This is a genomic window from Chloroflexus sp., from assembly GCF_034434295.1.
Lineage (GTDB): Bacteria > Chloroflexota > Chloroflexia > Chloroflexales > Chloroflexaceae > Chloroflexus.
The window spans coordinates 1-14,484 of the sequence record NZ_DAOTZQ010000128.1 but is presented as its reverse complement, the minus strand read 5'-3'; the positions used below and the strand labels follow the sequence as shown (position 1 = coordinate 14,484).

12 protein-coding genes are annotated in these 14,484 nt (G+C 55.1%); 4 read left to right on the top strand and 8 right to left on the bottom strand.

Annotation, left to right across the window (positions count from 1 at the left end):
• Positions 1–278 precede the first annotated feature (278 nt).
• Positions 279–1,205, top strand: a complete 927-nt coding sequence (locus tag VAE57_RS17085) for an MBL fold metallo-hydrolase (RefSeq protein WP_322823040.1) — start codon at positions 279–281, stop codon at positions 1,203–1,205.
• 48 nt (positions 1,206–1,253) lie between these two features.
• On the opposite strand, the gene VAE57_RS17080 is transcribed toward VAE57_RS17085, so the two are convergent.
• From VAE57_RS17080 to VAE57_RS17055, 6 genes are all read right to left on the bottom strand, one after another.
• Complete coding sequence (locus VAE57_RS17080) at positions 1,254–2,444, bottom strand: M20 family metallopeptidase (RefSeq protein WP_322823039.1); 1,191 nt, start codon at positions 2,442–2,444, stop codon at positions 1,254–1,256.
• Between the two features lie 10 nt (positions 2,445–2,454).
• On the bottom strand, positions 2,455–3,981 hold the full coding sequence (locus VAE57_RS17075) for a PAS domain S-box protein (protein WP_322823038.1): 1,527 nt from the start codon (positions 3,979–3,981) through the stop codon (positions 2,455–2,457).
• Between the two features lie 260 nt (positions 3,982–4,241).
• Positions 4,242–4,874: a glucosaminidase domain-containing protein gene (locus VAE57_RS17070; RefSeq protein ID WP_322823041.1), complete on the bottom strand. Its 633-nt coding sequence runs from the start codon at positions 4,872–4,874 to the stop codon at positions 4,242–4,244.
• Positions 4,875–4,889: 15 nt separating this feature from the next.
• The gene (locus tag VAE57_RS17065; RefSeq protein WP_322823037.1) at positions 4,890–7,067 is read right to left on the bottom strand and encodes an HDIG domain-containing metalloprotein; all 2,178 of its coding nucleotides are present in this window, start codon (positions 7,065–7,067) and stop codon (positions 4,890–4,892) included.
• Between the two features lie 22 nt (positions 7,068–7,089).
• A complete protein-coding gene (locus tag VAE57_RS17060) occupies positions 7,090–7,641 on the bottom strand; it encodes a GatB/YqeY domain-containing protein (RefSeq protein ID WP_322823036.1) in 552 nt (183 codons plus the stop codon).
• A 24-nt stretch (positions 7,642–7,665) separates the two neighbouring features.
• Complete coding sequence (locus VAE57_RS17055; RefSeq protein ID WP_322823035.1) at positions 7,666–8,295, bottom strand: guanylate kinase; 630 nt, start codon at positions 8,293–8,295, stop codon at positions 7,666–7,668.
• A 60-nt stretch (positions 8,296–8,355) separates the two neighbouring features.
• Between VAE57_RS17055 and VAE57_RS17050 the strand changes: the two genes are divergently transcribed.
• The 3 genes from VAE57_RS17050 (at position 8,356) to VAE57_RS17040 (ending at position 11,503) form a co-directional block, all read left to right on the top strand.
• On the top strand, positions 8,356–10,119 hold the full coding sequence (locus VAE57_RS17050) for an Rqc2 family fibronectin-binding protein (protein ID WP_322823034.1): 1,764 nt from the start codon (positions 8,356–8,358) through the stop codon (positions 10,117–10,119).
• An 81-nt stretch (positions 10,120–10,200) separates the two neighbouring features.
• Positions 10,201–10,437: a ferredoxin gene (locus VAE57_RS17045; RefSeq protein WP_322823033.1), complete on the top strand. Its 237-nt coding sequence runs from the start codon at positions 10,201–10,203 to the stop codon at positions 10,435–10,437.
• An 859-nt stretch (positions 10,438–11,296) separates the two neighbouring features.
• A complete protein-coding gene (locus tag VAE57_RS17040) occupies positions 11,297–11,503 on the top strand; it encodes a hypothetical protein (RefSeq protein ID WP_322823032.1) in 207 nt (68 codons plus the stop codon).
• Here the strand turns inward: VAE57_RS17040 and apaG are convergent.
• Both apaG and VAE57_RS17030 read right to left on the bottom strand, forming a co-directional pair.
• Positions 11,498–11,911 carry a Co2+/Mg2+ efflux protein ApaG gene (gene apaG, locus VAE57_RS17035; RefSeq protein WP_322823031.1) on the bottom strand — a complete coding sequence of 138 codons (414 nt, stop codon included), beginning with the start codon at positions 11,909–11,911 and terminating at the stop codon, positions 11,498–11,500. The two genes, VAE57_RS17040 and apaG, sit on opposite strands and share 6 nt — an antisense overlap.
• A 96-nt stretch (positions 11,912–12,007) precedes the next feature.
• Positions 12,008–14,380, bottom strand: coding sequence for an alpha/beta hydrolase family protein (locus tag VAE57_RS17030; RefSeq protein WP_322823030.1), 2,373 nt, complete (start codon positions 14,378–14,380; stop codon positions 12,008–12,010).
• Between the last annotated feature and the right edge of the window lie 104 nt (positions 14,381–14,484).

Sequence of the window (14,484 nt, the reverse complement as noted above, 5' to 3'; positions counted from 1 at the left end):
GTCACGCGGATGCCGGGCGCGATCGTCGCAACCATAGGAATCGGGTGGCAATGAATGAGATACCTTCATAGTAGATGTTTTTTGAAATAGGTTCTAGTATCGTGTCGATTGACAGATCTGCAATCGGCTATATGTGACGCCACAGCCGTGCAATCGCTACCGTGAAGGAATGTCAATGGCCGAACGTCACCCCCTGTCGACTCAACCCGAACTGACAGTATGTTACAATGCAGATACTTATATTGCAAAATTGTCACTGAAAGCCTATCTACAATCCTATGGAAATCTATCCGACACCGCATAATGTTGCTTTAATTGATGTTCATCATCTCGGTTGCCCTCATGTGATCGGTACATTCTTGTTGTTAGGCGATGAACCGGCGCTGGTTGATCCGGGGCCGGCCAGTACGCTGGCAGCCCTGCGTGCCGGATTGCGTGCTCACGGGTTGACGGTCGCCGACCTGCGAGCGATAGTGTTAACGCATATCCATCTCGATCACGCCGGAGCAACTGGTCTGCTTGCCGCAGAGAATCCGCATCTGACCATTCATGTTCACGAGCGAGGTGCCCCACATTTAATCGATCCTTCACGATTGCTCAATAGCGCAGCCCAGCTTTACGCTGATCGCATGGCAACTTTGTGGGGTGATGTGTGGCCGGTGGCCCCCGAACGGATTCGTACCTGCACCGGTGGTGAGACGCTGTACCTCAGAGGGCATCCGCTGCGTGCATTTGATGCTCCTGGGCACGCGAAGCATCACCTGATCTGGTTTGATGAAGCGAATGGTACTGCCTTTGTAGGGGATAATACCGGTGTCCGCTTACCGGGAGTACGGATGACCAGGCCGGCGACTCCGCCTCCTGATATTGATCTGGAAGCGTGGGCACGTACTCACGATTTGATTGAACGATTGCGTCCACAGTGGTTGTGTCTGACCCACTTTGGTGCCTATGACGATGTCGCCTTTCATCTGGCCGATGCCCGACTGCGCTTGCAGCAATGGGCCGAGATTGTCCGCCAAAGTCTGCTCGCCGGCCACGATGAACAGACCGGAACGGCTGTGCTAGAAGCGGCATTGGCGAATGAAGCGGCTACGCTCTCGCCAGCCGAACAATTGGCAATTATCCAGCAGACTGGCCCATTAACATTGAGCTGGCGCGGTCTGGCTCGTTACTGGCAGAAGCTGGGGGGACTGGCAGGGTGAAGACCAGGGAGAGCAGAAAACTAACTTGCTCTCCCTGCTAGCAGCCGGCTACAGTTTTACTTCTCCACGCAGGAAGCGGAGAGCGGTCTCAGCCAGGATAGCGGTGCCAATTGGTAGTGCGCGTTCATCAATGTCGAAGATGGGTGTATGGTGCCCGCGCACAATGCCATCATTGATTGCGGCACCGAGCATCAACATAGCACCAGGTGCCTTTTTCGTCATGTAGGCGAAATCTTCTGCTCCCATCCCGGTGTGCGAACGATCAATCGCATCAGTTCCAAGAAAATCACCGGCAACATTGCTCATCCACTCAGCTACACGCTCGTCATTCCAACCAGCGGGATAGCCACGGGTGATCTTGACTTCGGCGCTCCCGCCAAATGCCTCGGCGACGGCGAAGGCGCGTTCTACTTCGCGGGCTAGTTTCGCACGAACTTCTTTACTGAAGCTACGCAGGGTTCCCTGCACGAAGATCTCGCTCGGAATAACATTGGAAGCATGGCCACCCCGCACGGTGCCAACACTGAGAATGGCCGGTTCCATCGGGTTGATCAGGCGTGCGCGAATGCCGAACAGCGCATTCAGAACGTGTGAAAGCATAAACACCGGATCGGTGCCGAGATGTGGGTATGCGCCGTGACCGCCGGTACCGCGGATATAGCCCTTAAAATCATCAACAGCAGCCGATGTCCAACCGCCGCGGATGGTCACCTGACCAACGGGCAGGGTTGAGTCGACGTGCAGGGCAATAACGGCATCAACCCCTTCCAATGCCCCCTCTTCTACCATCCGCAAACCACCACTCTTTACCTCATCGTCCCAACCCTCTTCAGACGGCTGGAACAGGAAGCGCACCCGGCCACGCAACTGTTCAGCCGCAAAGCGCTCACGCAGCAGGTGGGCAACACCGAGCAGCATGGCGGTATGGGCATCGTGGCCACAGGCATGCATGACGCCCGGATTCGTCGAAGCATATTCGACCTGGTTCTCTTCCTGTATCGGGAGCGCGTCCATATCGGCGCGAATGGCAATGACTGGCCCATCACCATCACCCAACTCGCCAATCACACCGGTTTTGGCGACGCCGGTAGTAACCTTGATCCCACCAATTTCGTGGAGCGTATCGGCAACGAGCGCAGCGGTACGATGTTCCTGAAAGCCGAGTTCGGGATGGGCATGAATGTCTCGGCGAATGCGAATAATTTCATCCGCCAACGCCTGGGCACGTTCGAGCATCATCATCGACTCCTTATCCAATACGATGAACTGAGGTCTGGCCGCGGGATTGTCGGCCAAGCGCATATGTAATGCCATCTTGCAGGGTTGCCAGTGTGCGGATGTGACTCATATCAAGCCCCAATCCGACAATGGTTTGGGCAACTTCTGGCCGGATGCCGGTCAAGAGCACTTCGGCACCGAGCAGACGTACAGCCTGAGCCGAACGTAACAGCGTGTTGGCAACCTGTGTGTCAACCACCGGTACACCGGTGACATCGAGGATCACAGTGTGGGCGCCACTGGCATTTACGCCTTCCAACAAGGTTTCGATCACCTGTTGGGCGCGAGTGCTATCGATATTGCCGATGAGTGGCATCGCAATCACCCCCTGGCTGATGGGGATGATTGGGGTGCTTAATTCACGGAGAGCAGCCTGCTGAGCGGCAATAATACGCTCGTTCAATGCCTGGCGCTCTTCAGCAGCCTGCCGTTCAGCCGTGACATCAGTAACGAAGCCTTCGATAGCTTCCAACTGACCCGTCTCATCGAACACACCTGTGCCACGTTCCCACACCCAGCGAATGCTGCCATCAGCGTGACGAATCCGGTACGTGATCTCAAACTGACGCTGCTGAGCAAGTGCTATCTTGACACTCTCCTTCACTGCCTCACGATCTTCAGGCAGGATAAGATCACCAAAATAACGGCGTGGCGGTTGATCACCGTCCGGCATGAAATCGCTGGCCGGATAACCGGTAACCTCAAGCGCCCCTTCACTCATAAACTCAGCCGTCCAGCGCCCATCCTTGAGGGATCGATACGCAATGCCGGGCAAATTACGCATTAACCTATCGAGACGGCGCTGGTTCTCGCGCAGGGCTTCTTCGACACGAATCTGTTCGGTAATATCTTCAGTCTGCGACAGCCAGCCGGCAACCCTTCCATCAGGATGGTACAAAACCGCGTTGTACCACTGACAAATGATAATGCGGCTATCTTTCGTGATGGTTTCGTTGCGGCTATTCTTTGCCTGACCACTCAGGAGAGCCTGGACAATCGCATCAACGTGTTCGCGGGCAATGTCAGGTACCAGCAATTCAATAGCATTTTTGCCAACCGCCTCGGCTGCACTCCAGCCGAAGATGCGCTCGGCAGCCGGATTCCAGCGGGTAATAATCCCATATTCATTAGCTTCGAGCGTTGCCAACGGTGAGGTCAGAAAACTCTGTTCAAGGCGCTGATTGAGCATATGCTCGCGCCGAAGCAACGTTTCTTCTTCCGCGATTAACACTCGCTGCGCCTCGGCCACAATGTCGGCAATTGGCCCTGCCGCTGCCGGGTTATCGGCCAGTAAGCCTATAGCCAGGCGACGGACTGCGTCAAGGCGGTTGAAACCGGCACTGATTGATCCGCCGTTACGCAGCAGGGTCAGCAGGTGCGAGGTATCACCGGTACTCAGTGCATCGGCTAATGCGACAAGCAATGGGCGTTCGGCTGGGGGAAGTGACGGAAGATGTGCTCGCAGTGCATCGGCAATGGCGACGAATGTGTTATTCATAGGAACGAGTTCCTGTCACCGTAGTGAATTTGTATGCAGACGCTAGCCGTAGTATAACATATTGCCGGACTTTAGTGACAAGTCAAATAGTTGCTCTAGTGATACCAGTCTTCCTCCTACGATTCGAACGAGTGATGGATTGACGCTGCATGTGGTATGCCTTCGCAGGTGATTGTATACATCAATGGGTTGCAATGCTTCTAAACCTGCGGATGTTCGCGTTTTCTCGAACCATACCAGACGCAGCATACCCCTCGGTTTCATTCCAGCGGCACAGCCAGTATCTGATTGGCCAGTCGTGCAATCGCTTCACCGTAGGTATGACCAGGACTGGCCCAACCGGCACCCTGAGCACCAAGCGGATTGTGGGCGCGACCCAGTTGTTTGATGGTTTGGGCGATCCCGCGAAACGCCCGTGGGAATGGCCGATAGCTGAGCGCTTTGGCAATGAGTTCCCGCTGCGGTGGGGTTTCACTTCCTTCAGGCAGAGCATACGCCAGCAAGCGACCAATATGGGCCGGAATCGCATCATCCGCCCAGGTCGCAAAACTTAACCCGGCTTCCCAACGTTGACGTTGGGTATTATACGCCCACCCGCGCAGATCGGTCGGCTGATGAAGTTGCCACTGTCCGGTTACCCCAATTCCCGCCGGATTCCGTTGGGGGCGCTGGCTCCAGAAACTGGTGAGGTTGCCGGTCTCGTGGATCATCTGGGCCACTGCCAGCACCGGATCAACACCGACCGGGATACAGACCCGGAGATACGCCGGAATAATCACATCGGCAATATCCTTTTCGGTATACTCACCGTGTGGACGATTGAGGATATAACGGCTCATCTGATCCATTGCCGCGGTTTGCGGGCCGAGAATGAGGCTATCGGCAGTGTACATCACAAATGTACTCCTTCAGGTTCGCACGAGCGATGGCGCATAATCCACTCTGGGATGGTAGATGGATTGGAGATTATTGACAAAGACGGTTTTAATCTGCCCCAGTTCGCGCATCGTTAGCGGAGCATCGTTGAGTTCGCCTTCACGAACGCGCGCATCGATGATGGATTGTACCAGCTCATCGAGCGTTACCGCGCCAGGCGTTGCTCGTTCACTCGTGTCGCCATTGCGCTTTGCGATGAGTTTGCCGTGTTGGGCTTTAGCCCGCACCGTCGCTTCAACCGAGTCAGCCAGCATCAGGATAGCCTGTTCACGGGTTTGGGGGCGTGGACCGGGATAACGAAAATCGCGCTCATCAATGTGGTCGTAACGTTGTAAGGCCAGTTGATAGAAATGGCGGACCAGACCGGTGCCGTGATGCGTGGCAATGAAGTCGATGATCTGCTCCGGGAGACCAGCAGCTCGCGCCATTTTGATCCCCTCACGCACGTGATCGATAATGATTTGGGCACTGATGTACGGGTCGAGATCATCATGGACGTTCTCGCGTCCCATTTGATTATCGGTAAAAAATGCTGGTCGTATCGTTTTACCGATGTCGTGGTAATACGCTGCAACCCGCAGTAAGAGAGCATCAGCACCGATAGCTTCGGCAGCAGCCTCGGCCAGATTACCCACTGCAACGCTATGGTAATAGGTACCTGGAGCTTCCCGGATCAGCTTGCGTAAGAGTTGTTGTGATGGATGGGCCAGTTCCATCAACTGCAATGCCGTTACCTGCCCGGCCAGTCGGCCAATCACATTAAAAAGGCCAAAGGTGAGAATGGTTGTCAATCCGCCATTGGCAAATGCCGATAGCACTGTGGTTATGATCCAGCCACCAAAGCCCGAAAGGGTAAAGATGGCCTGCTGGCTTAGCCAAAAGGTTGTCTCCAAAATTGTAATTGTCGCGGTCACTCCGAAACCGGCGATTAAAAACGAGCGGAGCCGATCAGCCTGCCTTGTCAGCAGGATCGCACTGGTGCAACTAGCAAAAAGGGTTGCGGCCAGGATCAGATCATTCCCTTCCATCACGCTAATCACCATTGCGGCGAGCAGGCTGACCGCAAAGCCGATCTGACCTGTAAACACAATGGTAGCAACAACTGCCAGCACTGCCAGCGGGAAGAAGATGGGGCGCTCATTGTAGACCAGCAGGGTAATGCGAGCCAGGATCAGGGTCACCACGATACTGATCATCAAGACAAAGAGTGCGCGTGGATTGGTCATCAGTTTGGGTTGGAACACGTAGAGATAGCCACTGATGCCTGCGGTCAGGATTGCCGCCAGTAAGCCATACCCAAGTAGTTCTGGCCAACCCAACGGACGGGGCATTGCTCCGGTCGCCTGTAATTTCTCAATGTGGGTCGGCGTCACGATCTCGCCGGCCCGGATAATCATCTCGCCGGCCAGTACTTTTACTTCAACCGGTTCGACCTGAGCAACAGCCTTGGCCCGCCGTTCTTCAGTTGCTGCGGTGTCTAATGTGCGATTAACGCGCAGAAATGCTGACGTGATCTGTTGTGCGAGTTCGCGCTGCGCATTGTCGAGCGATGTTGTTGCCAACCAGAAACTCAGCCAACGATCACGTAATTGGGCAAGTGCTCGTTCATCGACTGCATAGTCGTATCGCTCGATGGCCCGATCATAGAGATTGAGAATGGTTGTGCGCAGCAATGACCATTCTTCATCATCGAGGGCCAGGATAAGGCGTGCCTGGTCGGTGTTGAGTTGCACGTCGGCACTAGGCAAATTGCTCAATGCTTGTAGCCGAGCGACTTCATCTAGCGTCGGATCGTTACGCAGGCGTCCGATTGTTTCCAGTAACGTGAATAGATTGCGGCGCTGTTCAATCGGTATCTTCGGATCATTAAAGTAGACCAGATTATCAGGATTATTTGCCGCCTGAGTACGGCGTTCTGCCATCAGTACATCGCTGGTGAAGGTTACCTCTTCCGGTGCCGTGATGCTCAGCGGACTGGGTTGACCCACCTGCAAGCCATCGGCACCGGGCAACCGAAAGGTCAACACGGCCCAGATGCCAGTCCACAACAAAAGTGCCGCCAGCAGTTGTCGTAACTGGCTGCGGGACAGCCATAACCACTGTGGGCGACCAAACCAACGTGATAGCCGGTGGTGCGAAATGGCTTTCATAGGCGTCTCGTACATGGGTGGGTTACGCCGAACTCAGGAGTTCTCGCGCAACCTGGCTGAGTGTACGGTTTTCGGCCTGACCTTTGAAACGTTCGAGCAGAACAGGCATCACTTTGCCCATTGCTGCCGGGCCACTTACTCCCAATTCGGCAATTACTGCTGCTACCAGTGGCCGTAATTCCTCAGGGCTAAGCATTTTGGGCAGATATTCACTCAGAACGGCAATTTCCGCCTCTTCGGCAGCAGCCAGATCGCTACGGCCAGCCTTGTGATAAATCTCGGCGGCATCACGCCGACGCTTGATCTCGCGGGCAATGACTGCTTCCTGCTCGGCATCACTGAGGGCAGCATGGCTGTCTATGGCGAGATTAGCCTTAGCCGCTTCGATGGCTGCCGTGTCACCGGCGTGGCGGGTTTCAATCTCGGCAACCGCCGCATCGAACCGCTGCTTGGCAGCACCGAGCTGGGCAGCCTGCAGGGCTGCACGCGCTGCCCGGATCGCATTCACGCGAACCTTGTCGCCAGCACGCATTGCCTCTTTCAAATCATTCGTTAAGCGCTCTTGAATACTCATTGTAGTACTCTCCGGTTCAAAATGCTAGAGGGAAATTCGACGCGGGTACACGCGCGCCTTTTCAGCGCTAATGATGGCACGAATCTGACCCACTGTCTCATCAAGTCGGTCGGCGTGATTGATAACGACATAATCGAAGTTGGGTAACTGGGCCAATTCATCGGCAACCATAGCTAACCGCCGTTCCACTTCCGCCGGCGACTCGGTTCGGCGTAGCAAGAGTCGGTGGCGTAGTTCATCGAGCGAAGCTGGCGCCAGAAAAATAAAGACGGCTTCGGGGGCCAACCGCTTAATCGTTGCTGCACCATCAACGTTAATCCGTAAGATAACGTCGCGACCGCTGGCCATTGCCTGCCGAATCTCGAATTTGGGAATGCCTTTATATTGGCCGTAGACCTCGGCCCACTCCAGTAGTTCATCATTCTCAATCATTTCGCGAAAGCGCTCGGTCGTGACAAAGTGGTAGTCAACGCCGTCAATCTCGCCCGGTCGCTGTGGACGACTGTTCGCCGTAACGACAAAGTGAAACGGAAAGCCTAGCTCGCGCATGCGCATCAAGATCGAGTCTTTGCCCACACCCGATGGCCCTGAAATGACGACGAGCAGTGGTTGTGGTGGTTTTCCCTGTAAAATCGGATTGAGAAATGGTTCCATGCCTGTACCCGATTGTGGTATCCTGCCAAAGGTGTCGGTTCTCGTATCGCTTGTGGTTATATGTACTTTGATACCCTGACTTTGACTGCCGTCGTGGAAGAATTACGTGCAACGGTGCTCGATGGTCGCATTCAGCGTGTTATACTGGTTGGGCCGCTGGCGATTGGGCTGGAAGTATATCGACAGGGGCGGCGCCACTACCTGCTCGCCTCCGCCGATGCGCAGATGGCCCGTATTCACCTGATCGGTCAGCGCCCAACCCGTGGCGTTGACGGCGAAACGCCCTTTCTGCTTTTACTGCGTAAATACGTGCTCGGTGGGCGGATTGTTAACATCGAACAACCCCCCTACGAGCGAGTTGTTGTGCTCAGTATAACGAAACCAACGGAGTCGCGCAAACAGACCCTGGATCCCGATGAGCTGATCGCCGATGATGACACTGATGGCGATTTGACGGTTGATACCGATCATCTGTTGCATTGTGATCTCATCGTTGAGCCGCAAGATCGGCGCAGCAACATCATCTTAGTTGATGATAATAACATTATTCTCGATGCGATCAAGCGGGTTTCTCCCCGCATGAGCAGTCGCGTTGTTTTGCCCCGTCGGGTGTACGAATTGCCCCCACCACCAGATAAACGTGACCCTCTACGGGCAAGCGCAGCCGAGATCGAGTACCTGCTGAGCAAGGGTGAACCGGTAAAAGCGCTAGTCAACGCCTATCGAGGCGTGTCACCCCAGGTCGCCCGTGAGGTGTTGATGCGAGCCTGCGGTGCCATCCCCCAAACCGGGCAGGCATTACCGGCGTACACCATTGCTGCCCGGTTACGTGAGATATTTGCCGAACCACCCGCCCCCCATCTGGTTAGTAACGAGCAGGGACCGGTGGCTTTTGCGCCGTATTATCCATCGCATCTCGCCGGCGACGGTGCGACTGTCACTGTCATGCCGGGGATGAGTGCGGCGCTGGAAGCCTTTTACACTGCCCGTCAACAGCCCCTGGGCCGTGATCAACGTCGTGCCGATTTGCTGAACCGTTTGCATGCCAGCCGTGAGCATATCGAACGGCAACGGGATCAGATCGCTGCCGAGTTGGCACGTACTGCCGAACTTGATCGCCTGCGTTGGGAGGGTGAGATGATCTTTGCCTTTCTTCACCAGTTGCCACCCCAGGCTGCCGAGCTAGTGGTGGAAGGTGAACGGATTGCGCTTGACCCCAAACGCTCGCCGGTTGAACAGGCCCAAGAGCGATTCAGGACGTATGAAAAAACCAAGAGCGCACACACTATCTTGCCCAAACGCCTCGCTGAGATTGAGCAACGCCTGGCCGGTATCGACCAGTTCATTGCTCTGGCATCGGTCGCCGATGACGCAAACCAGATCGATCTGATTGCCGCTGAGGCCGAAGAGGCTGGCTATCTGCGCTCCTCTGCCATCCGTCGCCCACCTGTGCGGTCGCGCCCACTCCTGATCCGTTCAAGCGATGGCCTACCGATCTACGTTGGGCGTACCGCACGCCAGAATGAAGAGGTCACATTTCGGATTGCTCGCCCAACCGATTGGTGGTTGCACGCTCGTAACATTCACGGTGCCCATGTGATTATTCGGGCCGATCATCCGCCTGAGCAAACTATCTATGAAGCAGCCGCTCTGGCAGCCTATTACAGTCAGGCCCGTGATGATACAGCGGTAGAAGTCGATCTCTGTCGCCGACGGGCAGTTCGTAAAATCCCCGGTGGTCCGATTGGTCTGGTCAGCTACCATCCCGAACGTACCTTGCGCGTGCACCCACAACGTTGTGGCGAAGTGGTACAAAAGTGGTAGACAGATACCTCCTTCCTGTAGTAGTCTGAAACCAAACAACCATTGTGTGACCGCTGTACCAAATACAGGAAGGAGACATCAGTGCCGTACATTATTACTGAGCCGTGTATCGGAAGCAAGGAAGCATCGTGCGTTGCCGTCTGCCCGGTTGATTGCATCTACGAGGGTGATGATCAGTACTACATCAATCCCGACGAGTGCATCGGCTGTGGTGCCTGCGAGCCAGAGTGCCCGGTCGAGGCGATTTTCGCCGATGATTCGGTTCCGGAGCAGTGGAAGAGCTATATTGAGAAGAATCGCAAGTTTTTCGAGGGGTAGAATCAAAGCGGACTCGCTATCTTGTCTGATAACCGACTGAATGATGCAGGCACATTGCGGCAGCCGGGCTGCCGCAATGTGTTTTATCGCCTGAAAAACCTGTTTCGACAACGGACGCCAGTAGAACGAGTCGGTGTCGTAGGGTTCATAGCACACTAGAACTTATTTCATAAAACGCTGTACTGTCACGCTCTAGTAACCATCTGCGGTGCTATCACGCACTGGATTGGTTGCCTTGCTCGCTCATCATCCGCGTGTCGCGCAGTTTGGCGTGCGGCAGCCATACTGCCGCGCCAGCCGTGCTCACGATCTGGCACGTGTCAGGTCGTTGACCCGGCTGGTCACGCGAATGCCGGGTGTGCTCGTTACGATCATGGAATTGGTCGGCAACGAATGAGATACCCTCATAGTAGATGTTTTTTGAAACAGGTTCTATCCACGCGATCACACCGGCACCGCCCTTGATCACCGATACGCGGCAACAGCGTTCTCGCTGTGCACGCCGTGCGATCACACATCGAGGGGCTTCTGGTTTCAGGCAGGGTTGCCCGTAGCGCCCGGTTGGGAGTGCGGAAGCCACGCTTCCGCGTTTGCCGTACACCCCACCTCTAACCGGTGCTGCCGCAAAGGGGAAAGGTTGTAAAGTACGCTGTGTGCCGTCCTCGTTTATAATGACAGACAGCAGCACACCTATCGTCAGATTGTTTGGGTTGTGCACGCAAGAGGAAACACAGACACTGACGGGATAAAGCCTGAAAATATGGTAGCGATGGTGAAGCCAAAACCTTCGACAAACGCTAAGAATGCTGCAAGGGGATGGCGACTGTCACTGCCAGGATTGGGAAGGAAACCAGCACCTATGACAACCGATCAGACACCGGAGTGGCAGCGCCGGCTCCTGGCAATTCTTGAGGTACAACTGGCCCGCTTTCCCTGGTTACTCCAGCTTCGCGCTACCTGGCGGCTCCTGCGTGAGGAACGTCGTGATTGGCCATGGTTGTTGCCTCTCCTTGCCGTCGTATTCGTCACAACCTATCGGCGTGAGCGGAGACGCTCTCGTTCATAATCTCTCCTCATCATCGATCATCTCCGCATCGGCAATCAGGTCGAAACGCGGAACGATGGCGGCGAACGTCGTGTTATTGAGGGTGCGAAAGAAATATTCGCCCTCCATCCAACCGCGTGGCGACTTGAGCACACAGTAGCTCTGGTATTCGTGGACATCGCCGGGACCGAGCACCGGCTGTAATCCGATCACACCATCGCCAACAACTTCAAGTTCTTCACCAATCGAGTCGTAAATGAGCCAGCGCCGACTCATCAACTGCGCTGTTCGTCGGCTAATATTTTCAATCCGCACATCGTAGGCGAAGACGAAGCGTTGCAGTGGGGGGAATGAGTGCCCCGGTAGATATTGCGGGCGTACACTGATCCGCATGCCTTCACTTAAGCGGTAATAAAATGGTCGGCGCATTGTTCTACTACAGCTAATACAAACTTCTCATCACTACCGGCTGGGCCTGTACAGGGTCAGATCGTTCCTGTCCCTGTACAGGCTACGCATGAGCACCTACTTGAGATGGGTGCGGAACCAGTTGATCTGTTCCTGGGCAGCGTAGAGCTGATTTTCTGCCATCGACAACCCGTGACCTTCAAAGATGAACCGTACCATTCGGGCCGGTATCCCGCGGTTGACCAGTTGTAAATGGAAGTTCTCGTTCTGGACAATCGGCAGGAAGTCATCGGTACCGTGGAAGGTGAGCACTGCTGCCTTCACCCGATCAGCACCGTAGCTCGGCGAGTCCTTGACGTACTCGCTGATGGTTTTGTACGGGGGTAAACCTTCCATGTACGGCACCAGCGGGCCACCGCCTAATGCCCAATCACTGATCAGGTCAATGAACGCACATTGTGGGTTGGCGGCAGCGTAGAGATCGGGATACCGCACAATGCTCTGCAAGACGAAATAGCCACCATACGAGCATCCTGTAATCCCGATCTTGCCGGCTGATGTCCAGCCCCGTGCAATTGCCTGGCGAACGATCTCAGCTTGCTCATCAATATCGATCTGGCCAAAATTGTTTCGATCCACCAGCGAATTGAACACAGCCGGCGTGTAGCCGTGGCGACCGGCCACCGGCGTAATCAGCAGCGCAAAACCAAACGAGGGCAAGAGCGCATACGGATTCTCAACGTTGGCCTGCCACTGATTGATCATCGGCACATTCGGCCCACCCTCTTGCCAGACAATCAGGCGCACATCGCGTGGTGGGAAGGGCGCATCTGCCGATTGGATCAGTGTTCCTACCCGCACCTGACCGTTCCGGAGGGTGAAGGTCACCGGGTCTTGTCGTAAATTAGCCTCCACCCGCAACTCTTCATTCTCCCAGGTCAGACGAGCCAGTGCCGTTCCATCCCAACGTAGACGATAGATGTCCGGTGGACTGGTGTAAGAGGTGTGGGTGAAGACGATCTGGCGTGTACTGCTGCTGGTTGACACAACGTTGTAATAGGCACCGGCACGGTCGGCCAGATTGCGCAACTCCTTAGAGACGCGGTTGTAATAGTAGGGATGGCGATTGCTACCTACTACACCACGCACGATGATTTCATCGGGACTGACGAAATCGGCGATGCTGAATGCAAAGGCCACATCACCACCAGAGAGCATTGGATGCTCGAACGATCCCGTCTGGCGGAATTGGCCATCACTGCCCCGGTCGTAGAAACGGAAACTGGTACGTGAAGAGAACCGCGGGTAGTAGACAGGGTGGGTTCGCCCCTGGAGGTAGGCCGGATGGTGGGCCTTGATGAGCAGTGACTGGCCGCCCGGCGCCCAGTCGTATGCTTCGAGAATAGGAGCACCGAAGGCGGGATCGGGTCGAATCACCTGCGTCTGCCCACTGGCGAAATCGATCACATAGGTATTATTGTTCTGGATGACCGGATTCTGGCCCGGTGGCAGGTTACCGGTCACGTCGCGATAGATCTCTTCGGAAAAGAGTGAACCGTTGTAGAAGCTACGCCCCTCAGCGTCTGGCACTCCGAAGAATGAGACTGCCAGATACGCCGAATCACTTGTCCAGGTTTCATTGAGCAGTCCAGAGGCGTATGGAATACTGGTAACATACCGTTCCTCGCCGGTCGTCGCATCGTACAGGAAGAGGTCATAAGGTGTGCGCGTTGCTTCGACGGTATTTCCGTCTTGCTGTTGCTGGAAGAGCAGCCGGTTGACAAGATCAGGCCGTCGTTGCCGAAGGAGATCAACTCGCCGTTGTAAGTGGGCTGGCAATTCGATCCGGTTGGCTCGTGCCGCAACGGCGGAAGGCAGCCCAAGGGTATGCCGAATGGTAAACCCCTCCGCCGCGACATTCTCTGCATTCGGCGGATCGCGCACGATCAGCCAACTGGTGAGGTTAGGGGCAACCGAGACAATGCCGATGTTTTCATCGGGAATACCAACCGTCGTAGCAAACACTTCACCGGTATACCGGTCGATAGAGAGTGCGACAAAAGCATCCTCGATACCGACCGCGAAGAAGTTGACTGCCAGTACGCCGAGGGGACGTTCGTCTTGCCAGCTAAACTGTCCAAATCCCAAAAAGGGCAGGGGAACAAAAAAGTCAAATACTGCCGCCTCCACCGGTACCGTATCACCTGTTTCGATATCGAGAAACCCAAACTGGTTTGCCGAGCTGATCAGGACGACACCATCGTCAGGGCTGACGTCACTAATGGCAAGAGGGGTAGTGGCATCGTTCTGTAACCGATCAATGCGTTCAATCTCTTCGTCACTGAGCAGGTTGGGTGGCAGGTCTGCTTCATTACCGAACTGATCCACATCTACGATGTTGTTACGGATTGGTGCAGCAGTAGCCGGGGCAATTAGACCGAGCATTGCAACCAGTAGGCCGATCCACCATAGCCGCCGGGAGAGGTGCATATTGATACTCCTGTTTTGGTAAAAGGCAGTAAGTGCCACGTTCTTTATCATAGCAGATGAACAGGCAAAATGGTATACTGGGTAGTACAAATTGTAAAAAAGTT

Coding starts and splice junctions, on each gene's coding strand:
- VAE57_RS17080 (WP_322823039.1), bottom strand. CDS start 2,444: ATGATGCTCGAACGTGCCCAGGCGTTGGCGGATGAAATTATTCGCATT.
- VAE57_RS17040 (WP_322823032.1), top strand. CDS start 11,297: ATGACAACCGATCAGACACCGGAGTGGCAGCGCCGGCTCCTGGCAATT.
- VAE57_RS17055 (WP_322823035.1), bottom strand. CDS start 8,295: ATGGAACCATTTCTCAATCCGATTTTACAGGGAAAACCACCACAACCA.
- VAE57_RS17065 (WP_322823037.1), bottom strand. CDS start 7,067: ATGAAAGCCATTTCGCACCACCGGCTATCACGTTGGTTTGGTCGCCCA.
- apaG (WP_322823031.1), bottom strand. CDS start 11,911: ATGCGCCGACCATTTTATTACCGCTTAAGTGAAGGCATGCGGATCAGT.
- VAE57_RS17030 (WP_322823030.1), bottom strand. CDS start 14,380: ATGCACCTCTCCCGGCGGCTATGGTGGATCGGCCTACTGGTTGCAATG.
- VAE57_RS17050 (WP_322823034.1), top strand. CDS start 8,356: ATGTACTTTGATACCCTGACTTTGACTGCCGTCGTGGAAGAATTACGT.
- VAE57_RS17060 (WP_322823036.1), bottom strand. CDS start 7,641: ATGAGTATTCAAGAGCGCTTAACGAATGATTTGAAAGAGGCAATGCGT.
- VAE57_RS17085 (WP_322823040.1), top strand. CDS start 279: ATGGAAATCTATCCGACACCGCATAATGTTGCTTTAATTGATGTTCAT.
- VAE57_RS17075 (WP_322823038.1), bottom strand. CDS start 3,981: ATGAATAACACATTCGTCGCCATTGCCGATGCACTGCGAGCACATCTT.
- VAE57_RS17070 (WP_322823041.1), bottom strand. CDS start 4,874: ATGTACACTGCCGATAGCCTCATTCTCGGCCCGCAAACCGCGGCAATG.